The following is a 22,671-nucleotide window of genomic DNA, read 5'->3' on the forward strand; positions in this document are numbered from 1 at the left end:
CTCCTGTTGACTTGAATGTCTTCGTCCAGGCTATCGGGTCGCGGCGCGCGGCGACCGTCTGCCCGGCGAATCGGTCCGATGCCCTTCAGACGGCTCGTCGAGTGGTCCTGCGGTCACCCGTGTTGCTGGGCTCGCGCCAGAATCCGTTCGCGCTTTCGGGGCAGAATGTTGGCCCGGACGAGATCGCCGTCGTAGTGGTCGAGCACCCGCGGGTCCATCACCCGACGCCACAGCGGCGGTACCGCTGCCAGTAGAACCATCGTCGCGTACCCGGCGGGCAATTGCGGGGCCTCGTCGCACGAGAGCAGAGTCTGGTATCGCTTCCCCGGATTGGCATGATGATCGCTGTGTCGCTGCAGGTGGTAGAGAAAGATGTTGGTGCACAGCCGGTCGCTGTTCCAACTGTGCCGCGGTGCGCATCGCACGTATCTGCCTCGCTCGTTCGTCTCGCGCAGCAGTGCGTAGTGCTCCACGTAGTTCACCATCTCCAGGAGCACGAATCCCACGACGGCTTGTATCAGCAGATACGGCGCGATCGCCCAGCCGAAGACGACCATCAGCGTGACGAAGAGAACGGCGCTGAGCAGCCACGTGTGCAACAGAGCGTTCGACGGGTGAAACACGGAGTGGCCTTTGCGGCGCAGCCGCCGAGCCTCGAGCTTCCAGGCCGAGGCCAGCCCGAGAACAGCGCTGCGCGGCACGAACGTCCACACGCTCTCTCCCAACCGGGCACTGGCCGGATCCTCCGGAGTGGCCACCCGCACGTGATGGCCGCGGTTGTGCTCGACGAAGAAGTGTCCGTACAGGGTTTGCGACAAGGCCACCTTCGCCAACCAGCGTTCGTGCTGCTCGACGCGGTGGCCCAGCTCGTGGGCGGCGTTGATTCCGGTTCCCGCGACCAGGCCCACCGTCACCGCGAGCCCGATCTTGTCCACCACGCTCAGACCGCCGTACGCCCACATCCAGCAGGCGACGATCAGACCGATGAATTGTATGGGCAGGAACAGGTAGGTACACCAGCGGTAATAGCGGTCGTTCTGCAGCTTGTCGGCGGCAGACGCATCCGGGTTGTGACCGTCCTCGCCCGCGAGCAGATCGATGATCGGAATGATCACGAAGAACACCAGGACGCCGCTCCACCAGAACACCGGCATGCCGGTCCAGTACACCAATTGGGACGGCAACAGTGCCGATGCCGGTGCCAGCAGACCCAGCATCCACAGGTAGCGCTTGTTGTCCCACCGCCGAACCGCAGGTGCAGCCCCGGCCGAATTCCGCTCCCCGAAAGCGACACCCGAATCGTCCGATGAGGTGATTCGGCCGTCCACGCTCACAGTTGCCACACCCTCTCACCGAATGTTTGCGGTCCTATCAGTTTGTTTTCGAGGGTATAACATGCCGGGCGTTCGGACCGAGGGGTGTGACGGATACCCCGGACACGTCGGGTCCGAGAAAACCGGCCCCGCCCGCACGATCGACGGTCGGGGCCGGCCTCGCAAGACGACTCGGCCGCGACTCACTCGGGTCGCGACTCGACTTTCTTCGCCTCGCGCAGACCCATCACCGAATGACGGCGGCCGTACAGCACGTAGATGACGACACCCGCTGCCATCCACACCAGGAACCGCAACCACGTCTCGACCGACAGGTTGAGCATCAGCCACAGGCACGCGGCCACTGCCAGGATCGGAACCAGCGGAACCCAGGGCACGCGGAACCCGCGCTCGAGATCGGGACGCGTCCTGCGGAGGACGAGGACACCGGCCGACACCAGAACGAAGGCGAACAGCGTTCCGATGTTGACCATCTCCTCGAGCGTGCCGAGAGGGACGAACGCGGCGAGCAGTCCGACCACCACACCGACCAGGATCGTCGTCCGAACCGGCGTGCCCTTCTTTCCGGTGTGGGCCAGACCGCGCGGCACCAGGCCGTCTCGCGACATGGCGAACAGGACGCGGGTCTGCCCCAGCATGAGAACCATGACCACCGTCGTCAGACCGGCCAGTGCGCCGAACGAAATGATGTTCTTGGCCCACGTCAGCCCGTTCAGCTCGAACGCCGTTGCCAGCGTGGCACTGTCGCCGGCCAGATCCGTGTACTTGACCATCCCGGTCAGCACCAGGGTCACCGCCACGTAGAGCACGGTCACGATGGCCAAGGATCCGAGGATGCCGCGCGGCAATGCCTTCTGCGGCTCCTTCGTCTCCTCGGCCGTGGTCGCGACCACGTCGAAGCCGATGAACGCGAAGAACACCAGCGACGCCGCCGCCAGCAGTCCGTACCAACCGAAGGTGCTACCGCCCGCACCCGTGACGAAGGAGAACAGGGACTGATGAAGCCCCTCACCCGTGGACGCGGGCTCGGACGGCGGAATGTACGGGTCGTAGTTGGCGACCTTGATGTAGAACGCACCGAGCACGACGACGAACAGCACCACGATCACCTTGATGGCTGTGATCACCAACGACACGCGCGAGGACAACTTGGTTCCCGAGGCGATGAGAACCGTCAACACCACCACGATGAGCAGTGCGCCCCAGTCGAAATTCAGCGAACCGATCTGCAGTACCGGGGCCGACGTGCCGAGCAGGTCTCCCAGGTAGAGCGACCATGCCTTCGCCACCACCGCCGCGGCGAGTCCGAATTCCAGGATCAGATCCCAGCCGATGATCCAGGCGATGAACTCTCCGAATGCGGCGTAGGAGAACGTGTAGGCACTACCGGCGACCGGAACCGTGGAGGCGAACTCGGCGTAACAGAGGGCAGCGAGCCCGCAGGCGATGGCCGCCAACACGAACGCCACCGAAACAGCCGGTCCGGCAACGTTTCCGGCAGTCCTTGCCGTCAGCGTGAAAATGCCGGCTCCGACCGCCACCGCGACACCGAACACGGTCAGATCCCACGAACCGAGCTCCTTGCGCAACTTGGTGTCCGGTTCGTCGGTGTCCTTGATCGATTGTTCGATCGACTTGGTCCGGAACCACCCCGTCGTACGCGGGGGCTTCCTGGGCCGGTCTGCCTTGGTCATCGGACCTCCGTATCGCCACGTCGCTTCTGCAGACGGCCGATCCGATCGGACCCACCCGTCCCAGAATTCACTGTGACATCACCCTATTGGTAGCGGGCACCCGTGTCGGACACTTCGGCCACTCGACTTGCCGCGCCTTACGACTGCAATGATCCGACCGCCGCCACGAACACTTCGGCACCGTGGGAGTCCGCGGTGACGGTGACCGATCGGTCGGCAGCGGGAATCCACGCCGAACTACCTTGGGGCACGGTGAGCCCCGCGTGTGTGTCACCGGTCGTTGCCAGCACCGAACCGCTGGTGCACAACAGAATTCGCGGACCGGTTCCAGGGATCTCGACGGTCTCCCCCGGACCGACCGCCGTCCGGCTGAGGACGAATTCCGGGGCCGGCGTCGGGTACCGGTAGGTGGGCCGATCGTTCTCACCCGGCGTGATCGGAGAGATGTCGGCGGGCTCGAAGTCCAGCACGCGCAACAACTCCGGCACGTCGACATGCTTGGGCGTCAACCCTCCACGCAGAACGTTGTCGGAGTTGGCCATGATCTCCACACCGGTTCCGCGCAGGTACGCATGGAGATTGCCCGCATCCAGGTACAGGCCCTGGCCGGGAGTCAGGGTGACCCGATTGAGCAGTAAGGCCGCCAGTACCCCGGCATCACCGGGATACGACTCCCCCAGCTCGAGCAACGTCCGTGCCTCGGCGGCGAATCGACCGCCGTCGGCGCGGGCAGGCCCCGACAGATAATCGATGCAGCCCTGAGCGACCGCAGGCAACAGGTCGTCCAGGGACTGCCCGGGCAACGTGATCCACGAGGTGAACACCGTCCGGAGGCCCGACGCGTCGGGCTGAGCGGCGAGCAACGTGCGATACCCCGCGAGGGACGGCACGGCCAACGCATCGAGAAACTCGACCGTCTCGGCCGGTTGCCGAAACCCTGCCAGTGCTTCGAATTCGGTGAGTGCCACGATCAGCTCGGGCTTGTGATTGGCGTCCCGGTAATTGCGCACCGGGGAATCGATCGCGACGCCTGCGGCATTCTCCCGAGCGAAGCCCTCGCGCGCCTGCGCGCTGCTCGGATGTGCCTGCAACGACAGAGGTTCTTCTGCGGCAAGCAATTTCAGCAGGTACGGCAGCCGCGACGAGAAGTCCTGAGCAGAGCCGCCCAACTGTGTTTCCGGATCCCCGTCGATGAGGGTGAGCAACGGCGTGCTGCCACCCTCGTGAACCACGTGCGCAGAATCGGCCGGGTGTGCACCCAGCCAGATCTCCGCCTCGGGATGATCGGACGGTACCGGCCTGCCCTGGATACGAGCCAGAGCAGTGCGCGAACCCCAAGCGTAGGACCGGACTGCGCCTCGCAGGAGTTGCACTAGCTACCGCCCATCAACGACAAGTACGCGGCAGTGGTGTCCAACCGCGTTGCCAACACCGACATCGTGTCGAGCATCGAGAGTGTAACCGGATCGGGCGACGCCGCGCGGGCCTCGAAACCCGAACTCGCGAACTCCCCGCCCGACGCCGCCTCACCGGACTCGGTCAGTACCAGTTCGGAATTCGGAACACCGGCAATGCGTCGGTCGGTCAGCGCGCGATCGGATTCGGACGCCAGGACGAATACCCGCATCGGCTGTTCGGGAGCCGGTCCGTCGAGCTCCTCGTCGTGGAAGATCGAGTCGAAGGTGCTGACCGGCCCCGATGACTCGACCATGGACGCACGGATGGACGCAGCGATGACATCGCCGAGCTCACCCGCAGCCACGATCAGACCGGCCACCCGCAGCAATACCTCGCTACCGTGCCGCGCCACCTCGACGGCAGCCGGCCCGGCACCGCTGAGCACCACACGTTTGCCGCTGAACCCACTGGCAAGCGCTTTGGCCGGGTTGTGGAACACCTCGTTGGACGGGCTGTTGCGCACAGCCTCGGCATCGAGCAGATCTGCGAGCCGAGAAAGGTTGGGCAGCAGCGCCTTCCACGAACCACCGGCAACCGCGCCGAGGACGGCCACGAACGCCGCAAGGTAGCGCATCAGCGCATTGTGGTCACGCACCGCTATTCGCGGCGGCAACCACATGACCCTGGCACCGCGCACGGCACGCAAGGGACCCTCTTCCGGTGCCACGACGACGACCTCCGCGCCGCGCCGTGCTGCCGCGTCGACCGATTCGGCCAGACGAGGATCGCCTGCATCGTCGCCGGCCACCACGACGACATCCAGTGGCCCGATCCACGGCGGAGTTCCGGTACTACGAACCAGGGGAACGCCCAAATGGTTTCCGAGAGCAGCGACAAGCAGAGACGCCGCACGACTGCTGCGGCCGTCGCCGGTCACTATCACCACGCTGCGAGGTCGCAGGTCGGCCAGGCGCGCCAGCACCGACTCTTCGACCGCAGTGGCGACGGCGCGTACTTGAGCACCCGCGAGCGCGGCGCTGCGGAGCGCGCCCTCCCGATCGGCGGCCACGATCGCGCCGGCGTCGTCGAGATCGACCAGAGACGTCACTGCCCTCATGACCTCGGCACCTTCCCTTACGTCACCGACTCGAAATGCCTGCATACCCACTTGTGAACTCTAGGTAACCACTATTCCAGTCCGGAGCGAACGATGCTCAATATCTCGGTCGACAACGCGTCGACCTCGGTGCGGGTGCGCGCCTCGACATTGAGTCTCAACAGGGGCTCGGTGTTGGACGCACGCAAGTTGAACCATGCACCACCCTCGAGGTCGACGGTCACGCCGTCGAGACGGTCGATTCCGGTGGTCCGATCGGCGAACGCGTCGAGCACGGCCTGGGTGCGCTCGGCTGCGTCGTCGACCGTCGAATTGATCTCACCCGACGCGCTGTACGTCTCGTACGAGGCCATCATCTCCGAGAGCGGTCGATCCTGGGCACCGAGGGCAGCGAGAACGTGCAGCGCGGCGAGCATGCCGGAATCGGCACCCCAGAAATCGCGGAAGTAGTAGTGCGCGGAATGTTCTCCGCCGAAGATCGCACCGGTATCGGCCATCTGCTGCTTGATGAACGAGTGCCCCACTCGGGTGCGGACAGGCTTGCCGCCGAGCTCGGTGACCAGCTCCGGCACCGCACGCGAGGTGATGAGATTGTGAATGATCGACGCACCGGGCTCCTTGGCCAGCTCGCGTTCTGCCACCAAGCAGGTCACGGCCGACGGCGAGACCGGATCGCCCTTCTCGTCGACGACGAAGCACCGGTCGGCGTCTCCGTCGAACGCGAGCCCGATGTCGGCACCGGTCTCGACGACGAAGCGCTGCAGATCCACCAGGTTCGCCGGATCCAGTGGGTTGGCCTCGTGATTGGGAAAGCTGCCGTCGAGTTCGAAGAACAACGGTTCGATCGTCACCGGGAGCGGAGCGAACACCGCGGGGACCGTGTGCCCGCCCATGCCGTTACCCGCGTCGACGGCGATCTTCATGGATCCGATGCCGGAAAGATCGACCAGATCGCGGACGAACCCGGCGTAGTCGGTCAACACGTCTCGCGACGTTGCCGTACCGGCCGGGCCGTCGAAGTCCGGCACGCCGTCGATCAGTTCGGACTTGATCGTGGCCAGTCCGGTGTCCTGTCCCACCGGCTTGGCACCGGCGCGGCACAGCTTGATTCCGTTGTACTTCGCCGGATTGTGGCTTGCGGTGAACATGGCACCGGGGCATTCGAGCAGGCCCGACGCGAAGTAGAGCTGATCGGTCGAGGCGAGACCGATGTGCACGACGTCGAGTCCCTGCGCGGTGACGCCGTCCGCGAAAGCGCGGGACAGGCCCGGCGAGGAGTCACGCATGTCGTGTCCGACGACGACGGTCCGCGCCGCGCCCTCCTCGTCGCGTACCAACCGGGCGAACGATGCACCGACGTCTCGGACGAACGCCTCGTCGATCTGCTCACCTACGACGCCACGGACGTCGTAGGCCTTGATGACGGCGTTGACGGACTCTGCGGTTCGGGCCACGAAGATTCTCCTGATTTTCGGTCGTCCGGCGTCGGACATCCAGCGTTGGGTACGGGGCGATCAACACCGAAGCTCGGCAGACCGGCTTGTCCGTTTCGGTACTGGTGCAAACCTTGCCAGACGCCCGGTGGGCGGGCCAGTCGACCCGTCGTTCATTCGGGCGGACGCAGCGCATAGGCCCGCCGCGGCGTTCTGCGCAGGGGGTCTAGGACGTGGGATCGGGTAGAACTCTGAGGTGTCCGCGTCGGCCGGTTCGGACGGCAGGCGTGGCCCGTCGCTCGGTGTCCTGGTGGCGGGCGGGCGACCGGTCACCGCTGTCTCGCTCCTCGGAGCGCGTCCGGTCTCCCCGACCGGCTTCGCGTACGGCCTCGGCCAGCGCGGTCAGATCGTCCTCGTCGGGGGTCGATGTCGAGTAACCACCCTCGTACCGCACGAGCTCCCAGCCCTTGGGTGCCGTGGTCGTCGAGGCATGGACCTCGCACAGGTCCCAAGAGTGCGGCTCGTCCACGGTGGCGAGCGGACCGACGACTGCAGTGGAGTCGGAGTAGACATATGTGAGCGTCGCAACGGCAGAACGGTTGCAACCAGGCCTGCAGCAGCCACGCAGTGATCTCACGAGTGCAGAGTATCCGGTACGTGCAACCGACCGAACGACCGACACACCGGACAGCCGCGATAACCTGCCCCCATGCCTCAGTTTTCTTCCGCGCGCAGGATCACGTCGCGGTCCGTTGCGCGGCACGGCCGCGGCATCCGCGGACCGGTGCTGCCCGAGGACCTACCTGCCCGGCGATCACGTGCAGAGAAGTTCGACCGGCTGGTACTCGACGCGTTCGCGCGCATCGACCACCGGTGGCACGACAAGCTCTCGAAGCTCGACATCGCCGTCGACGACGTGCCCAAGATCAGGGCGTTGGACCCGGAATCGGTCACGTGGCCGCCCGAGGTGGTCGCAGAAGGACCGGTACCCCTGTCGCGACTGGTCCCCGCAGGGATCGACAAGCGCGGAGAGACGACACGCGCCCGTGTGGTGCTGTTCCGGCGTCCGCTCGAGCGGCGCGCCAAGCATCCGGAAGATTTGGAGGACCTACTGTTCGAGGTCCTGGTCGAGCAGGTAGCGACGTATTTGGGGATCGATCCAGACGAGGTGGACCCCGCCAGCGCCGAGCCGTGATGCAGCGTCGGCTCGTGGGTGGATCCTCCTGAGCGCGTTCGGCTCAGCCGATCCCGCGCTTGAGCCGACGACGCTCACGCTCGGACAGTCCGCCCCAGATTCCGAATCGCTCGTCGTTGGCGAGAGCGTATTCGAGGCACTCGTCCTTGACCTCGCAGCCGAGGCAGATTCGCTTCGCTTCGCGGGTGGAGCCGCCCTTTTCGGGAAAGAAGGCTTCGGGATCGGTCTGAGCGCACAGGGCGCGCTCTTGCCACTGATCCTCGATCTCCTCGAACATCTCGTCGAAACCCGCCACGAGACTCAGGAACGGCTTGGCGGGTGGAACCGATTCGGCCACGAACGGCATCGAATCGGCGTCGTTGTCCGAGTCGTCGTTATCGACGTCGTCGACATCCGGGCTGTCGACGTCGGGGCTGTCGATGTCCTGATCGATTTGCACGGCGTCACTCGGGAGTTCACCGTCGACTGCATCGTTCGACGGGGTCACGTACGCAGAACCGGCGTCGACGGAGACGCTCGAATCCACGCCGGAATCGGACTCGGTTTGCGGCGCGTCGTCGACAGCGCTGAGGTGTGCAGTGGGTCCGCCCCGCTGATCACGTGTCACGTGCTGGTCATACATCGCTTCCGCCTCCTCACCTGTGGTAGCGCAGATACTTTCGGTCCTCGTAATCTCGAATACCTTGCCCCGCGCCGGTATTCGATCGAGCTGGTACGTCCGAGCCGGCTCTCCACCCGTCCAACTCTCGACCTCTACTCCACGTCCACTCAGGGACGAACAGGAAGGGAACGAGTGTTCGAAACCAGGTTCGCTGCAGTCGAACTCGTGCCGCGAACGCTGAATGACATACCTGTGATTAGACACGTACAGGTGTGTCGCGGTCAAGCCGATCGCACAAATCCAATACCATCCCATGCCCGAAATCGGCTGTCTCCCCGAATCGGAGCGCGTCCCGTGCGTGTCGCGGCGGTTCTCGGGCTCGGATCCCGGCCCCGCGGACGGTCCGGGTGGGCGCTCACCCGGGCGGACGACAACCGCACTAGGCTCGCATGTTGTGAAAGTTACTGTTCTGGTCGGTGGCGTCGGTGGCGCACGGTTCCTCCAGGGGCTCAAATCCCTGTTCGGCGACTCCCTTCTCGGCGACGAACCCGAGAACGAGATCACGGCGGTGGTCAACGTCGGCGACGACGTCTGGATGCACGGCCTTCGCATCTGCCCGGATCTCGACACGTGCATGTACACCCTCGGAAACGGAATCGACACCGAGCGAGGCTGGGGCCGGGTCGCGGAGACATGGAACGCCCGCGACGAGTTGGCCGCCTACGGAGCAGATCCCGACTGGTTCGGCCTCGGCGACAGGGACATCGCCACGCACTTGATCCGCAGTCGCATGCTGCGCACCGGATTTCCGCTGTCGGCCGTCACCGAGGCACTGTGCAACCGATGGCAGCCCGGCGTCCGATTGCTGCCGGTCACCGACGACCGCTCGGAAACACACGTCGTGGTCACCGACCCCGACGACCCCAGCGGCGAGCAACAACGCGCGATCCACTTCCAGGAGTGGTGGGTTCGCTACCGCGCGCAGATTCCCACGCACAGTTTCGCTCATATCGGTGCCGAACAGGCCACTGCCGCACCGGGAGTCGCCGAAGCGATCGCCGAGGCCGACGCGGTGATCCTGGCCCCGTCCAACCCGGTGGTCAGTGTCGGCGCAATTCTTGCCGTACCCGGCATCCGCGGCGCACTCCGCACCACCGCCGCCAAGGTCGTCGGCCTGTCCCCGGTGGTGGACGGTAAACCGTTGCGCGGCATGGCAGACGAGTGCCTCTCGGTCATCGGCGTCGAGACGACGGCCGAGGCCGTCGGCCGCCTCTACGGAAGCCGAAGCGGCACCGGCATTCTCGACGCCTGGCTGGTGCACAGCACCGACTCGGCGGTGGTCGACGGAGTCGACGTACAGTCGATTCCGTTGCTGATGACCGACCCGGAGACCACAGCGGTGATGGCCCGCACCGCCCTGCGCGCAGCCGGACTCGAACTGTGACCGCCCCACGCGACGTGGCGTCGATGCCGGAGGCTCCCGGTGACCACGCACCGGGCGGATCGATCGAAATCCTGCCGGTCACGGGACTTCCCGAGTTTCGTCCGGGCGACGATCTCGCCGCAGCGATCGTCGACCGAGCGCCCTGGCTGCGCGACGGAGACGTCCTCGTGGTCACCAGCAAGATCGTCTCCAAGGTCGAGGGACGTCTGGTGCCCGCACCGCAGGCCCCCGAGGAGCGGGACAGAGCCCGCCGGGTCCTCGTCGATCAGGAGGCCGTTCGCGTCGTCGCCCGAAAAGGCCGGACACTCATCACCGAGAACCGCCTCGGCATCGTGCAAGCCGCGTCGGGTATCGACGGGTCCAACGTCGACGGCAGCGAACTGGCGCTGCTCCCGGAGAATCCCGACGCCAGCGCGGCGACTCTTCGGCGAGCACTGCACGAGTCGGCCGGAGTCACCGTGGCTGTCGTGATCACCGACACGATGGGCCGGGCCTGGCGGATCGGTCAGACCGATGCCGCGATCGGGTCTGCCGGCCTGGCGGTCGTCCATCGATACGCCGGGGCAGAAGACGGCCAGGGCAACGAACTGATCGTCACCGAAGTCGCCATCGCCGACGAGCTCGCTGCGGCAGGCGATCTCGTGAAGGGCAAGCTGGGTGGCGTTCCGATAGCCGTCGTCCGCGGCCTGTCACCGGTCGACGACGGCTCCAACGCCGCCACCCTGCTGCGCGGCGGCGAAGACGATCTGTTCTGGCTGGGAACCGCCGAGGCACTCGAACGTGGTCGACGCGAGGCCCTGCTCCGCCGGCGGTCGGTTCGATCGTTCTCCCCCGACGCAGTCGACCCGGATTCGATTCGTGACGCCGTCGCGGACGCCCTCACCGCCCCCGCCCCGCATCACACCCACCCCGTCAGATTCGTCTGGATCAGAACGCCCGCGGTGCGTCGCCGACTGCTCGAGACCATGCGCGAGCAGTGGCGAGCCGATCTGGCCGGCGACGGGCTGACCGAGGACCGCATCGCCGCCAGGCTGAGCCGCGGTGACATCCTGTTCGATGCGCCGGAAATCGTGATTCCCTTCTGTGTGCCGGACGGGGCGCACACCTATCCCGACGAGAGGCGTCGCGCAGCGGAGGACACCATGTTCACCGTGGCGGTCGGTGCCGCCGTTCAGGGTTTGCTCGTCGCCCTGGCCGTTCGCGATCTCGGGAGCTGCTGGATCGGTTCGACGATCTTCGCCGCCGATACCGTCCGCGCCGAGCTCGGCTTGCGTGCGGACTGGAAAGCATTGGGGGCCATCGCAATCGGACACCCCAGCGAACCGCTGACGGTGCGAGATCCGGCCGCGCCCGGGTCTTCGCTGGTGGAGCTCTGACCGACGATGTCCGCTTCCTCACTGTGGCAGTCCGCGGCCGAGACACTCGACCGATGGGCACCGACCGACTCCAGGGACGAATCCCTTCGGCACACCGTGATCGCCTTTCTGCACAGCAATCCCGACGCGTGTCTTCGTGCCAACGAGGCCGGCCACATCACGGCGTCGTCGCTGGTACTCGACGCGTCGGGACGGCACGTTCTGTTGACCCTGCATCCCCGGGTGGGCCGGTGGATTCAGCTGGGCGGTCACTGCGAACCCGAGGACGAGACGGTCGTCGCCGCAGCGCTGCGCGAGGCGACCGAAGAATCCGGAATTGCCGATCTGTCGATCGATCCCGAGTTGCTCTCGGCGCACACTCACCCGATCACGTGCTCGCTGGGTAAGCCGACCCGGCACCTGGACCTGCGGTTCCTGGTGCGCGCCCCGGACGGCGCGCGCGCCGTGCGCAGCGAGGAATCGACGGACCTGCGTTGGTGGCCGGTGGACGAACTACCCGACTCGGCCGAGCGCGAGACCATCGACCATCTCGTCGCGCTCGCCGCGCATCGCTGATCGGCCCGGGTCGGCCCCGCTCGGCCCCTCGGGACGGCGATCAGACGTCGGTGGAGAAGCGCACTCCCCCGTCGGGCAGCTTCACTCCGGGCCATACCCGTGCCCCACGCAGCAACTCGCACCGAGCTCCGATATCGGCACCGTCACCGATGACGGCGTCACGCACGAGTGCGCGCGGTCCGATGCGGGCTCCGAATCCCAGGATGGACCGTTCGACCACGGCCCCTGCTTCGACGATCGCACCGTCGAACACCACCGCGCCGTCGAGACGAGCGCCTGCGCCGATCTCGGCACCACGTCCGACGACGGTTCCACCGATCAGCAGTGCGCCCGGCGCGACACCCGCTCCGGGGTGAACCAGGGACTCACCGCGATCTCCGTGCAGTGCGGGCGACGGCGCAATCCCACGAACGAGGTCGGCCGATCCCTTGACGAAATCCTCCGGCGTACCCATGTCGCGCCAGTACGCACTGTCGACGTGCCCGTAGACCTTCTTGTTCTCGGCGAGCAAGGCAGGGAACACCTCTCGCTCCACCGACACCGGCCGGTCGGCTGCGATGGACTCGATGATCTCACGCTTGAACACGTAGCAACCGGCATTGATCTGGTCGGTCGGCGGATCCTGGGTCTTCTCCAGAAACGCGGTGACTCGGCCGTTCTCGTCGGTCGGGACACAGCCGAACGCTCGGGGATCGCCGACCCGAACGAGATGCAGCGTCACGTCCGCGTCGGTCGTGCGGTGCGTATCGAGCACTGCCGTCAGATCGGTACCACCCAACACGTCACCGTTGAACACCATGACGTTGTCCGCCCGCAGTCGCGGCAACACGTTTCTGATTCCGCCGCCGGTGCCCATGGGCTCGGTCTCGAACACGTACTCGAGTTCGATGCCCAACGCCGACCCGTCGCCGAAATGTTGCTCGAACACTTCGGCTTTGAACGACGTTCCGAGAACCACGTGTTCGATGCCCGCAGCCTTGATCCTGGCCAGCAGGTGGGTGAGAAACGGGAGTCCTGCAGTCGGGAGCATCGGCTTCGGTGCCGACAGAGTCAACGGGCGCAGTCGAGTTCCCTTGCCGCCGACCAAGATCACTGCATCCGTCCGTGCGGCGACCGATGGGGAACTATCCGACATGTCCAGCCTCTGTTCTCTCGTCCGACGGTCGTTCTTCACGAGCTCGGGCCCGAAGCGCCGAAGTCACAACGACCTTCGAGCGAAGACCGAGACCCGCGCGCAGCGCCCATCGTAGTGGAGCCTGCCACACCCGGTCGTGTCTGTCGGCCTGGAATCGGTAGGCGCTGGTGTGGTGTGCGGGCAGCATCACTTCCGGATGCCGTCCTGCCGCATGGCCTTTCGAGTGCGTGACCTCGACCTCGGGTACGTAGACGTTCTGCCAACCCGCCCTACCGAGCCGGTCGCCGAGGTCCACGTCCTCCATGTACATGAAGTAGCGCGAATCGAACCCGTCGATGGAGTCGAACGCCGCGCGGCGAAGCAACAGGCATGATCCCGACAGCCATCCCACCGGCCGCTCGGACACCGTCTCGTTCTCCTGGCGGTATCGCCGAGTCCACGGATTGGTCGGCCAGAGCTTGCCCAGAATTGCGTGGCCGGCCCCGGACGTCAGATCGGGCACCGATCGCGCGGACGGGTATCGCGACCCGTCCGGCTCACGAATGAGTGGGCCCAGCGAACCTGCGCGCGGCCATCGCGCCGCGGCGTCGAGCAATCCGTCCAGGGACCCGGGGTGCCACCTGACATCCGGATTGGCGACCACGACGAATTCGACCTCGGGGTCGACCGCGGCGATCGCCCGATTGACGGCAGCGCCGTAGCCGATGTTGGCGCCGGTACGCAGCAATTCTGCTTCCGCGAACGCCGCCTCGGCAGCTTCCGGAGTGCCGTCGACCGACCCGTTGTCGGCCATGATGACTCGCACGGGCCGAGTCGTGGCCTCGCGTAGAGACGTCAGAAATTGCTCGAGGTATTCGCCGGGGGAATAGGTCACCGTCACCACGGCCAGGTCGGAACTCACGCGGGCAAGACTAGCCCGAGGCGAGCATCGATCCCGCATCACGACCGGGCAAGAGCCGCCGTCAGAGCCTCGGACCAGGGGCGGGGCGCACCGAGCCCGGCTGCGGACCACGCATTCGGTGACAGCACCGAGTATGCGGGCCGAGGTGCCGGGACGACGTACTCTGCGCTCGAACACGGTCGCACCCGGTCGGGGTCGGCACCGATTCCCGAGAACACTGCCCGGGCGAGGTCGTACCAGCTCGCCTGCCCGGCGTTGGTGAAGTGAAGGGTCCGGCCGGTCACCGTCGCGTCGGCTTCGATCTCGAGCAGACCGGCGGCCAGGTCGAGGGCGAAGGTGGGCGATCCGATCTGGTCGTCGACCACCGAGACGGTCTCCCGCTCGCCTTCGAGTCTTCGCATCGTGGTGACGAAGTTCTTGCCGGTGTTGTCGTAGACCCATGCGGTGCGCACGATGACGGCCTCGGGAAGTTCCTCACGTACCGCCGTTTCCCCGGCCAACTTGGTGCGTCCGTACACGGACTTCGGCGCGGTCGCCGCGTCGACGTCGTACGGCTCGGTCGCTGTGCCGTCGAACACATAGTCGGTGGAAATGTGAATCAGTCGTGCACCGACACGCCCGCACGCCCGCGCGAGATTTCGAGGACCGTCGGCATTGACGGCCATGGCCCTGGACTCGTCGGTTTCGGCGGCATCGACGGCGGTGTACGCGGCGCAGTTGACGACGGTCGCACCCGCAGTCACCACGGCGTCGACTGCATCGGGGTCGGTGATGTCCAGGTCGGCGGACGAATAGCCGTGCACCTCGACGTCGGAATCACGCTCGGCGGCGAGCGAGACCACCCGTCGGCCCAACTGGCCGTGTGCACCGGTCACCACGATCGCATTCACGGTTGCCAAGTGTGGCACGCCGCGGTCGGTTCGGCGAGAGCGCGGCCGATCGCCAGTAACCTTCGAGTCGGGGGGAGTGAACGTCTGTCGGTAGGTGTCCATGCCTGCCGGAAACGAGGAAAGGGTCGAAGGTGCCACGAGATTCAGGCACGCACGGAGGTGAGCGCACGCCCCCACCACACCGGCGCACCTCGCGGCGAGCCGACGGCGACGGCCTGCGCGGCGAGCGACGCGACCGTGACACCGACCCTCGTGCATCCCGCGGGCGCGACTCCCAGGATCGACCTGTACGTCCCTCCGCGGACGACGAAGTGGGCGTGCATCGCCGAGGCAGCGCGCGCGGCGACGAACGACGAACCACAGCCTCCCGTGCACGACGACCGCAGCGCGAGCCCCGAGGCGACGACCGACGAGCGGACGCAGGCGAGGCACCCCGCCGACCGGGCGCAGGTGGTCGCTGGCCGGCGACGCACGTTGCGGTGGCCGTGCTGTCGGTGCTCGTCCTGCTGGTGACCGGCTTCGCCTGGCGCAGCGTGGACAGTCTGCGGTCGAACATCGCCACTGCGGGCGGCCTCGGTCTGGGCGGCGCAGCGGACGGCGCCGTCGACATCCTGATGGTCGGCACCGACAGCCGCACCGACGCCCACGGCAACGCGCTCTCACCGGAAGAACTCGCCTCGCTCAACGCAGGTGAGGAAGTTGCGTCGAACACGGACACGATCGTGTTGATCCGCGTCCCGAACGACGGCTCGTCGGCCACTGCCATCTCCATCCCGCGCGACTCGTACGTCGAGGTGCCCGGGATCGGAATGTCCAAGATCAACGCCGCGTACGGAGCGACCAAGGAGAACAAACGGCTCGAACTGGTCGAGCAGGGAGTCTCCGATGCCGACGCCGAACCGCAGGCCACCGAGGCCGGACGCGAAGCGCTGATCGATTCGGTTGCCAATCTCACCGGCATCACGGTCGATCACTACGCAGAGGTCGGTCTGCTCGGTTTCGTTCTGCTGACCGACGCCGTCGGCGGAGTAGCGGTATGCCTGAACAATCCGGTGCAGGAGCCGCTGTCGGGTGCGAACTTCGCCGCCGGTGAGCAGAACCTGTCCGGTTCGCAGGCGCTGAGTTTCGTCCGGCAACGACACGATCTGCCCCGCGGTGACCTGGACCGGATCGTGCGCCAGCAAGTCTTCATGGCCTCCCTCGTACGCAGTGTGCTCAGCGCCAAGACGTTGAGCAATCCGAGCAAGCTCGGTCAGCTCAGTACCGCGGTGCAGCGGTCGGTCACCCTCGATTCGGACTGGGACATCCTGCAGTTCGCCACTCGCCTGCAGGATCTCGCCGGTGGCAAGGTCAAGTTCGAGACCATTCCCGCGGTCGACATCAATGCGACGACCGACTACGGCGAATCCATCGTGCAGGTCGACCCGGCAGCAGTGAAGAAATACGTCGCCGGGTTACTCGAGGACGGGAACTCCGCCGAGACCAACGCCGAGAATTCGGATGCCCCGGCCGTCGATCCGTCGACGGTGACGGTGGACGTCGCGAACGACAGCGGTATCGAAGGCTTGGCCAACGGTGTGGCCGGATCGTTGACGGCGCTCGGGTACGTCGGTGGCACCATCGGCAACTACGAGGGCTCGTCCATCTCCACGAGCCGCATCCAGACCGCCGATGTGGACAGCGACGCCGCTCGCGCCGTGTCGGCAGCACTCGGTGGCCTGCAGATCACCGCCGACGACACCATGCCGGCCGATGCCGTCCGGGTCGTGCTCGCCGACGACTACGCCGGCCCCGGCTCGGGTCAGGCCGCAACGGCCGAAACCGTGGCACCCGAAGCAGGTACAGCAGTCCCCGAGGAACCTGCGGCACCGATCGACGCGGGTTCCACCGGCCCCATGTGCGTGAACTGACGGTACGAACGCAGCGCGGAGATCGGGGCGGGTCAGCGTCGACTAGGGTCGTGGTGTGGCTTCGAACCTGACTCAAACCCTGCTCGAGCCGATCCTGGCGGCAGACCCGGCCGGTCCCCGCATCACGTACTACGACGATGCCACCGGCGAGCGGGTCGAGGTGTCCGCCGTGACACTGGCGAATTGGGCGGCCAAGACTGCCAACCTGCTCCGTGACGAGTTCGCACTCGATCAGGGCGCGCGCGTGTGCGTGCTGTTGCCGGCGCACTGGCAGACCGCTGCCGTACTTCTGGGAATCTGGTGGACCGGCGGCGAGGTGGTGCTCGGTGCCGACGACTCCGCGGATCTCGCGCTGGTGTACGGCGACCGCCTCGACGACGCGCCCGACGTCGACGAAGTTCTGGCGCTCTCGCTCGATGCCTTCGGCAAGGCAGTCCCCGATCTGCCCCTCGGGATGACCGACTACGCCACCTCGGTTCGCGTACACGGTGACCAATTCAGGGCAACGGGATCCGGGGCCGCGGCATTGGACGGCCGCTCGGTGGACGACGTACTCGCTGCAGCGAGAGAACGCGCCGAGGCCCGTTCTCTTTCGGCCGCGGATCGAGTGTTGTCCAGTGCATCCTGGACCAACGCCGACGAGTTGATCGACGGACTGCTCTCGGTGCTCGCGGCCGGAGCGTCGTTGGTACAGGTGGCCAACTCCGACGAGAGCAAGAAGGAACGACGCATCGACACCGAGAAGGTCACGACGACCCTCGACTGACTTGTCGCCTCATCCGGTCGGGCGGTAGCCGCCGTCCGCGAGTCCCGCTTCGATCTCGAACCGATTGGCGCTGCCGCGGTGACGCGCTTCCTCGACGAGGTAGCGGAACGGAAAGGTCAGCCCGAACCTCGCCCACTGGTCGGCGTGAATCGCCTCGTGCCGCAGCACCCGACGGGCGGTGTTGTTCGCCGTCAGGTAGGCCCCACCGAAAGTGGTTCCGCCGCGGCCGAATCCGCCGCGCAGGCCGGAACACACGAAGATCGAGAACTCGTCGTCGAAACGCGCCGTTCCGCCCCATAGCTGCGCGTAGCGCAGTGCCAGCCGGGTCACCGACACCGACTGCCACTTGCCGCGGCCGGCTCGTCGAATCTGCTCGCGCCGCGACGCCGCGGCACTCATCCCAGCAGCGTGGTTCGCAGTGCCGCGTCCTTGTCCAGCACCATGGCCTCGAGAGAGGCCTGGAAGGCCGACATCCGCTGCTGCAGAACAGGATCGGACGCTCCCAGGATCCGAACGGCGAGCAGCCCCGCGTTGCGGGCACCGCCGATGGACACCGTGGCCACGGGAACGCCGGCGGGCATCTGCACTATCGAGAGCAGCGAATCCATACCGTCGAGGTACTTCAGCGGTACCGGAACGCCGATGACCGGCAGTGGCGTCGCCGACGCCACCATGCCCGGCAGGTGCGCCGCTCCCCCGGCACCGGCGATGATCACTTTGATTCCGCGACCGGCGGCCTCGCGGGCGTAGTCGAGCATCCGCTGAGGTGTGCGATGCGCCGAGACGACGCCGACCTCGAAACGAATACCGAACTCCGCCAGCGCTTCTGCTGCGGCCTCCATGGTCGGCCAGTCGGAATCGCTGCCCATGATCAGGCCTACGACGGCGGTACCGGATTCGTCAGTCATGGTGCGGGTCCCATCCGTCGGTCCATTCGGCGTGCGACATCCAGTGCGCTGCACGTTCGGCTCGTTCACGTACGGCCGCCACGTAGGCCGGGTCGCCGAGCGATCCGGACCTCGCGCCCAGAATGTTCACGTGGCCGATCTTTCGGTCTTTCCGCTCGGTCTTGCCGTACAGGTGCACCTTGGCGTCGGGCATGCGGGCGAACAGGTGATGCAGGCGTTCGTCCATCGTCATCTCCGGCGCTTCGGGTGCACCCAGGATGTTCGCCATCACCGTCAACGGTGCCAGTGGATCGGTGTCACCCAGCGGGTAGTCCAGCACTGCACGCAGATGCTGCTCGAACTGCGAGGTGCGGCAGCCGTCCATGGTCCAGTGACCGGAGTTGTGCGGCCGCATGGCCAGCTCGTTCACCAGAAGCTTGCCCGAGGTGGTCTCGAACAGCTCGACCGCGAGGTCTCCGACCACGCCGAGGGCGCCCGCGATATCGAGCGCCAGCCGACCGGCGTACGTGGCGACGTCCTCGTCGAGGTCGGGAGCCGGGGCCAGAACCACCGCGCATTGTCCGTGTCGTTGCACGGTCTGTACGACGGGCCACGCAGCACCCTGACCGAACGGCGATCGCGCGACCATCGCCGACAACTCGCGGCGCATGGCGACCTTCTCCTCGACCATGAGCGGCACACCGAGGTCGAGCTGGGCAGTGACGATCTCTTCGGCTTCCTCGGCGTCGGCGGGCATCCAGACACCGCGGCCGTCGTAGCCGCCGCGGACCGCCTTGAGGACGACCGGCCACCCGTGTTCGTCACCGAACGCAATGGCGTCCTGCGCCCACGACACCTCCGCGTACGCCGGTCCGGGTGCCCCCAGCTCTTCGAGCTTTCGACGCATGCGCAGTTTGTCCTGCGCGAAAATCAGCGCGCTCGGTGGCGGCTGGACGTTGACGCCCTCGGCGACCAGGGTCTCGAGGTGCTCGGTCGGCACGTGCTCGTGGTCGAAGGTCAGGGCGTTGGATCCGGTCGCGGCCGTGCGCAGCGCATCGAGGTCGTCGTGCAGCCCGAACACGACGTCGGGGCTCACCTGAGCCGCCGGCTCGTCTGCGCCCGCGGCGAGCACGCGCAGCGTTTGGCCGAGTTCGATGGCCGACTGATGGGTCATGCGGGCCAGCTGACCTCCGCCGATCATCGTCACGACGGGCATTCCGGTCGACGACGGGCGCGCAGCGGTGGGGCGCGGTTCGGTACCTGTCACGGCTCACCATGGTGTCATGTCCTGCCGGTTCGGGCCGAACCGGCAGTCGCACGGCGGTCGTCGTTGTCGCGAAGAACGTGGAAACACTGTTGTCGAGACTGTGGAAACGCTGATGAACAGAGCGTCGGTTCGCCGGATCGGGCGTTCGTTTCGTAGACTTCACCGTTGTGCCGACGATCGACAGCGTGCTTCAGCGCTTACCCAAGCCCATCAGGGACCTTGCGATCCGGTACAGCGAGTTGATCAAGTTCGCCATCGTGGGCGGTACGACGATGGTGTTCGACCTCGTCATCTTCTACTCGCTGAGCCTGACGGTGCTCGAGCAGAAGCCGGTGATCGCAAAGATCATCTCGGGCGTGCTCGCCACCCTGCTCAGCTATTTCCTCAACCGTGAGTGGGCCTTCAAGCACCGCGGCGGGCGCGAACGCCACCACGAAGCGCTTCTCTTCTTCGCCATCAGCGGCATTGGAGTGCTCATCGCCGCCGGTCCGCTGTGGATCGCGAACAACATCTTCGACATCCGCGACACCAACGAGTCGCTGACGATGGTGGTCGTCATCGACTTCGTGCTGAACTACATCATCGGCAACCTGCTCCAGATGGCGTTCCGCTTCTGGGCACTGCGTCGCTTCGCTTTTCCCGAGGACAACGCGCGCACCATCCTGGAAGTGGACGCCGAGCGCAACGGGGATCCGACCGACGCATCGAACGCGCTCGACTGACCCCCAGTGCGGTCAGCGTGGTTCGCGCCGCGAGAGCGCGGGCGACGATTCGCGCCGAGCGGGCAGGAACACCGAGAACAGTGCCGGCCGCCTGCGCTGTAGTTCCAAGCGTCCGCCGTCGGCCTCGATCAGGGCCCGGGCCAGCGCGAGACCGACTCCGGTCGAACCGGCTCCGGAGAATCCGCGGTCGAAGATGTGGGGTGCCAGTTCGTTGCTCACCCCTGGACCCTCGTCGGAAACCTCGACACAGACCAGTTTCTCTCGCCGCCGGTCGGTCCCCTCGGCGGCGGACACGGCGCGCACGGCAACCGTGCAGGCACCGTCGCCGTGCACCAGAGAGTTGTCGACCAGTACCGACACGGCCTCGCGCAGACGCGAGCCGGTCACCGACGCCTGGAGGTCGGCGTCGCCCTTGAGCACCAGACTCCGACCTGCATCGTCGAAATTTCGCTGCCATTCGACCACCGTGCCGGTCAGTTCCTCGATGACCGATACCTCGTGCGCATCGGCGGCGCCGTCGCTGCGGGAGGAGCGGACGAGTTCGTCGATGGCCAGGGTCAACCGATCGACCTGATCCATCGCCTCGTTCGCCTCGTCGACCACCGCGGGGTCCGGATGGGTGGAGATCTCGTCCAACCGCAGTCGAACGGCGGTCAGGCGGCTACGAAGTTGATGCGAGACGTCGGCAACCAACGTGTGTTCGCGCTGCAGCCGCCCGGCGATCTCGACGGTGGCCGAGTCGAGAACCTCCGACACCCGGTCCAGCTCGGCAATGCCGTGCCGACGCGGGTCCGGCCGAAAGTCGCCCTCGGCCAGTCGGGCCGCCCGCCGCGCGACGTCCTGCAACGGATCGGCCAGTCGCTTGGCGGTGAGCACGGCCACCACGGTTCCTGCCAGCGCGGACGCCAGGACCACCAGAGTCACCGCGCCGAGAGCCTGCCGCTGCAGTGAACGCATGTCGTCGGACGGTACTTCGAGTCGCAGTGATCCCGAGGTCCCCATCGACAACGATTCGACGAGTGGCCGGGGGACGGATGCCTGGCCGATGTCGGCACGGGACGCGGCGTCCTCCGGCGTCGGATAGATGACGACGAGGCGGCCACCCTGCGGAATCGCCAGACGCAGCGAACCGATGTCGAGTTGACCCTCGATCAGTCCGGCCGACCCCTCCTGCGAGATGATCTCCGCGGCCATTCGGTCGAGGCGTGCCTGCAGATCGTTTCGAGTGAAGTCCTCGACCCACAGCCAGGCCGTGTACATCAGCGGCAGCCCGAGCAGCAGGGCCGTCATGATGACGACAGCGAGAATGGAGACCAGGATTCGACGCCGCATCGACGACTAGTCGCTGTTGATGCGGAATCCGACACCGCGAACGGTCGCGATGCGACGCTCCGCCACCGGTCCTTCGTCGCCGATCTTGCGGCGCAACCAGGACATGTGCATGTCGAGGGTCTTGGATCCGCGCAACTCCGCGTCGCCCCACACCTCGCGCAAGATGACCTCCCGCGAGACCACCTGACCGGCGTGATCGAGCAGCACCTTGAGCAACTCGTATTCCTTGTTGGCCAGCGAGATCTCGGTACCTCCGACGAGCACCCGTCGGGCGGCCGGTTCGAGGCGAATGGCACCGACCTCGATCGGAACGTCCTCGCCGGCACCGCGTCGACGCAGGAGCGCTCGAACCCGAGCCATCAGCTCGGCGAGCCGGAACGGCTTGCCCACATAGTCGTCGGCACCGGCGTCGAGGCCGACGACGAAGTCGACCTCGTCCGTGCGCGCGGTGAGCATCAACACGGCCACCTCGGACCGGTTGGCGCGGACCTGACGGCACACTTCGAGGCCGTCCATTCCGGGCAGCCCCAGGTCCAGGATCAGCAAGTCGAATTTGCCGTCGAGAGCACGCTGTAGCGTGGCCGGCCCGGTCTGTTCGACGGTCACGGTGTAGCCCTCGCGCCCGAGGGCACGGGAGAGGGGTGCGGCGATAGCTTCGTCGTCTTCGGCAAGCAGAACATCGGTCACGTCGGCAACCCTACGGTTCGAATGTGA

At 66.4% G+C, this 22,671-nt stretch carries 22 protein-coding genes; 7 read left to right on the top strand and 15 right to left on the bottom strand.

What is annotated here, in order from left to right:
- Positions 1-113: 113 nt before the first annotated feature.
- The 6 genes from JLZ96_RS03915 to JLZ96_RS03940 form a co-directional block, all read right to left on the bottom strand.
- The gene (locus tag JLZ96_RS03915; protein WP_081371345.1) at positions 114-1,217 is read right to left on the bottom strand and encodes an alkane 1-monooxygenase; all 1,104 of its coding nucleotides are present in this window, start codon (positions 1,215-1,217) and stop codon (positions 114-116) included.
- 299 nt (positions 1,218-1,516) lie between these two features.
- Entirely contained in the window at positions 1,517-3,028 is a 1,512-nt protein-coding gene (locus JLZ96_RS03920; protein ID WP_048320229.1) for an amino acid permease, read from the bottom strand.
- A gap of 137 nt (positions 3,029-3,165) precedes the next feature.
- Complete coding sequence (manA, locus tag JLZ96_RS03925) at positions 3,166-4,401, bottom strand: mannose-6-phosphate isomerase, class I (protein WP_201009518.1); 1,236 nt, start codon at positions 4,399-4,401, stop codon at positions 3,166-3,168.
- Positions 4,401-5,543 carry a tobH protein gene (locus tag JLZ96_RS03930; RefSeq protein ID WP_201009519.1) on the bottom strand — a complete coding sequence of 381 codons (1,143 nt, stop codon included), beginning with the start codon at positions 5,541-5,543 and terminating at the stop codon, positions 4,401-4,403. Before JLZ96_RS03930 ends, manA begins: the two co-directional genes overlap by 1 nt.
- 71 nt (positions 5,544-5,614) lie before the next feature.
- Positions 5,615-6,997, bottom strand: coding sequence for a phosphomannomutase/phosphoglucomutase (locus JLZ96_RS03935; protein WP_052053378.1), 1,383 nt, complete (start codon positions 6,995-6,997; stop codon positions 5,615-5,617).
- 205 nt (positions 6,998-7,202) lie between these two features.
- Complete coding sequence (locus tag JLZ96_RS03940; protein WP_027496500.1) at positions 7,203-7,613, bottom strand: DUF3499 domain-containing protein; 411 nt, start codon at positions 7,611-7,613, stop codon at positions 7,203-7,205.
- Positions 7,614-7,685: 72 nt separating this feature from the next.
- On the opposite strand from JLZ96_RS03940, the gene JLZ96_RS03945 reads away from it, so the two are divergent.
- The gene (locus tag JLZ96_RS03945) at positions 7,686-8,171 is read left to right on the top strand and encodes a metallopeptidase family protein (protein ID WP_027496499.1); all 486 of its coding nucleotides are present in this window, start codon (positions 7,686-7,688) and stop codon (positions 8,169-8,171) included.
- A 43-nt stretch (positions 8,172-8,214) separates the two neighbouring features.
- Here JLZ96_RS03945 and JLZ96_RS03950 read toward each other — a convergent pair whose 3' ends face one another.
- Positions 8,215-8,448 (bottom strand): WhiB family transcriptional regulator, encoded by a 234-nt coding sequence (locus JLZ96_RS03950; protein WP_027496498.1) that lies wholly within the window; start codon positions 8,446-8,448, stop codon positions 8,215-8,217.
- Between the two features lie 778 nt (positions 8,449-9,226).
- On the opposite strand from JLZ96_RS03950, the gene cofD reads away from it, so the two are divergent.
- Genes cofD through JLZ96_RS03965 form a run of 3 tightly spaced genes read left to right on the top strand, consistent with a single transcriptional unit; the run spans position 9,227 to position 12,147 of the window.
- Positions 9,227-10,216, top strand: a complete 990-nt coding sequence (gene cofD, locus JLZ96_RS03955; protein WP_032366289.1) for a 2-phospho-L-lactate transferase — start codon at positions 9,227-9,229, stop codon at positions 10,214-10,216.
- A gap of 23 nt (positions 10,217-10,239) precedes the next feature.
- The gene (locus JLZ96_RS03960; RefSeq protein WP_201010652.1) at positions 10,240-11,592 is read left to right on the top strand and encodes a coenzyme F420-0:L-glutamate ligase; all 1,353 of its coding nucleotides are present in this window, start codon (positions 10,240-10,242) and stop codon (positions 11,590-11,592) included.
- Between the two features lie 6 nt (positions 11,593-11,598).
- The gene (locus JLZ96_RS03965; RefSeq protein WP_027496495.1) at positions 11,599-12,147 is read left to right on the top strand and encodes an NUDIX hydrolase; all 549 of its coding nucleotides are present in this window, start codon (positions 11,599-11,601) and stop codon (positions 12,145-12,147) included.
- Positions 12,148-12,187: 40 nt separating this feature from the next.
- Here the strand turns inward: JLZ96_RS03965 and JLZ96_RS03970 are convergent, their stop codons facing one another.
- Genes JLZ96_RS03970 through rfbD form a run of 3 tightly spaced genes read right to left on the bottom strand, consistent with a single transcriptional unit; the run spans position 12,188 to position 15,073 of the window.
- The gene (locus JLZ96_RS03970) at positions 12,188-13,282 is read right to left on the bottom strand and encodes a sugar phosphate nucleotidyltransferase (protein ID WP_027496494.1); all 1,095 of its coding nucleotides are present in this window, start codon (positions 13,280-13,282) and stop codon (positions 12,188-12,190) included.
- The gene (locus tag JLZ96_RS03975; protein WP_027496493.1) at positions 13,272-14,183 is read right to left on the bottom strand and encodes a glycosyltransferase family 2 protein; all 912 of its coding nucleotides are present in this window, start codon (positions 14,181-14,183) and stop codon (positions 13,272-13,274) included. Before JLZ96_RS03975 ends, JLZ96_RS03970 begins: the two co-directional genes overlap by 11 nt.
- A 38-nt stretch (positions 14,184-14,221) precedes the next feature.
- Positions 14,222-15,073, bottom strand: coding sequence for a dTDP-4-dehydrorhamnose reductase (gene rfbD / locus JLZ96_RS03980; protein ID WP_032370704.1), 852 nt, complete (start codon positions 15,071-15,073; stop codon positions 14,222-14,224).
- Positions 15,074-15,552: 479 nt separating this feature from the next.
- On the opposite strand from rfbD, the gene JLZ96_RS03985 reads away from it, so the two are divergent.
- Positions 15,553-16,983, top strand: coding sequence for an LCP family protein (locus tag JLZ96_RS03985; protein ID WP_048320270.1), 1,431 nt, complete (start codon positions 15,553-15,555; stop codon positions 16,981-16,983).
- 55 nt (positions 16,984-17,038) lie between these two features.
- Entirely contained in the window at positions 17,039-17,749 is a 711-nt protein-coding gene (locus JLZ96_RS03990; RefSeq protein ID WP_032372701.1) for a TIGR03089 family protein, read from the top strand.
- Positions 17,750-17,758: 9 nt separating this feature from the next.
- Here the strand turns inward: JLZ96_RS03990 and JLZ96_RS03995 are convergent, their stop codons facing one another.
- Genes JLZ96_RS03995 through JLZ96_RS04005 form a run of 3 tightly spaced genes read right to left on the bottom strand, consistent with a single transcriptional unit; the run spans position 17,759 to position 19,903 of the window.
- Complete coding sequence (locus JLZ96_RS03995) at positions 17,759-18,148, bottom strand: hypothetical protein (RefSeq protein ID WP_032372702.1); 390 nt, start codon at positions 18,146-18,148, stop codon at positions 17,759-17,761.
- Positions 18,145-18,657 (bottom strand): 5-(carboxyamino)imidazole ribonucleotide mutase, encoded by a 513-nt coding sequence (purE, locus tag JLZ96_RS04000; RefSeq protein WP_027496487.1) that lies wholly within the window; start codon positions 18,655-18,657, stop codon positions 18,145-18,147. The genes JLZ96_RS03995 and purE overlap by 4 nt, the downstream gene beginning before the upstream one ends.
- Positions 18,650-19,903, bottom strand: coding sequence for a 5-(carboxyamino)imidazole ribonucleotide synthase (locus JLZ96_RS04005; RefSeq protein ID WP_027496486.1), 1,254 nt, complete (start codon positions 19,901-19,903; stop codon positions 18,650-18,652). The genes purE and JLZ96_RS04005 overlap by 8 nt, the downstream gene beginning before the upstream one ends.
- 167 nt (positions 19,904-20,070) lie before the next feature.
- On the opposite strand from JLZ96_RS04005, the gene JLZ96_RS04010 reads away from it, so the two are divergent.
- Positions 20,071-20,625: a GtrA family protein gene (locus JLZ96_RS04010; protein ID WP_201009520.1), complete on the top strand. Its 555-nt coding sequence runs from the start codon at positions 20,071-20,073 to the stop codon at positions 20,623-20,625.
- A gap of 12 nt (positions 20,626-20,637) precedes the next feature.
- Here JLZ96_RS04010 and JLZ96_RS04015 read toward each other — a convergent pair whose 3' ends face one another.
- The gene (locus JLZ96_RS04015) at positions 20,638-21,957 is read right to left on the bottom strand and encodes a HAMP domain-containing sensor histidine kinase (protein ID WP_027496485.1); all 1,320 of its coding nucleotides are present in this window, start codon (positions 21,955-21,957) and stop codon (positions 20,638-20,640) included.
- A 6-nt stretch (positions 21,958-21,963) separates the two neighbouring features.
- The gene (locus tag JLZ96_RS04020; protein ID WP_027496484.1) at positions 21,964-22,644 is read right to left on the bottom strand and encodes a response regulator transcription factor; all 681 of its coding nucleotides are present in this window, start codon (positions 22,642-22,644) and stop codon (positions 21,964-21,966) included.
- Positions 22,645-22,671 lie beyond the last annotated feature (27 nt).

The sequence above is a fragment of the Rhodococcus sp. NKCM2511 genome (genome assembly GCF_014905595.1).
In the GTDB taxonomy this organism is placed as follows: Bacteria; Actinomycetota; Actinomycetes; order Mycobacteriales; family Mycobacteriaceae; genus Rhodococcoides; species Rhodococcoides fascians.

What these genes read in the sequence shown, in the direction of transcription:
- JLZ96_RS03915 (WP_081371345.1), bottom strand. Translation starts at nt 1,217, where the DNA reads ATGCTGGGTCTGCTGGCACCGGCATCGGCACTGTTGCCGTCCCAATTG.
- JLZ96_RS03970 (WP_027496494.1), bottom strand. Translation starts at nt 13,282, where the DNA reads ATGTCGGATAGTTCCCCATCGGTCGCCGCACGGACGGATGCAGTGATC.
- JLZ96_RS03950 (WP_027496498.1), bottom strand. Translation starts at nt 8,448, where the DNA reads ATGTTCGAGGAGATCGAGGATCAGTGGCAAGAGCGCGCCCTGTGCGCT.
- JLZ96_RS03965 (WP_027496495.1), top strand. Translation starts at nt 11,599, where the DNA reads ATGTCCGCTTCCTCACTGTGGCAGTCCGCGGCCGAGACACTCGACCGA.
- JLZ96_RS03960 (WP_201010652.1), top strand. Translation starts at nt 10,240, where the DNA reads ATGCCGGAGGCTCCCGGTGACCACGCACCGGGCGGATCGATCGAAATC.
- JLZ96_RS03930 (WP_201009519.1), bottom strand. Translation starts at nt 5,543, where the DNA reads ATGAGGGCAGTGACGTCTCTGGTCGATCTCGACGACGCCGGCGCGATC.
- JLZ96_RS04015 (WP_027496485.1), bottom strand. Translation starts at nt 21,957, where the DNA reads ATGCGGCGTCGAATCCTGGTCTCCATTCTCGCTGTCGTCATCATGACG.
- JLZ96_RS03920 (WP_048320229.1), bottom strand. Translation starts at nt 3,028, where the DNA reads ATGACCAAGGCAGACCGGCCCAGGAAGCCCCCGCGTACGACGGGGTGG.
- JLZ96_RS03995 (WP_032372702.1), bottom strand. Translation starts at nt 18,148, where the DNA reads ATGAGTGCCGCGGCGTCGCGGCGCGAGCAGATTCGACGAGCCGGCCGC.
- JLZ96_RS03945 (WP_027496499.1), top strand. Translation starts at nt 7,686, where the DNA reads ATGCCTCAGTTTTCTTCCGCGCGCAGGATCACGTCGCGGTCCGTTGCG.
- purE (WP_027496487.1), bottom strand. Translation starts at nt 18,657, where the DNA reads ATGACTGACGAATCCGGTACCGCCGTCGTAGGCCTGATCATGGGCAGC.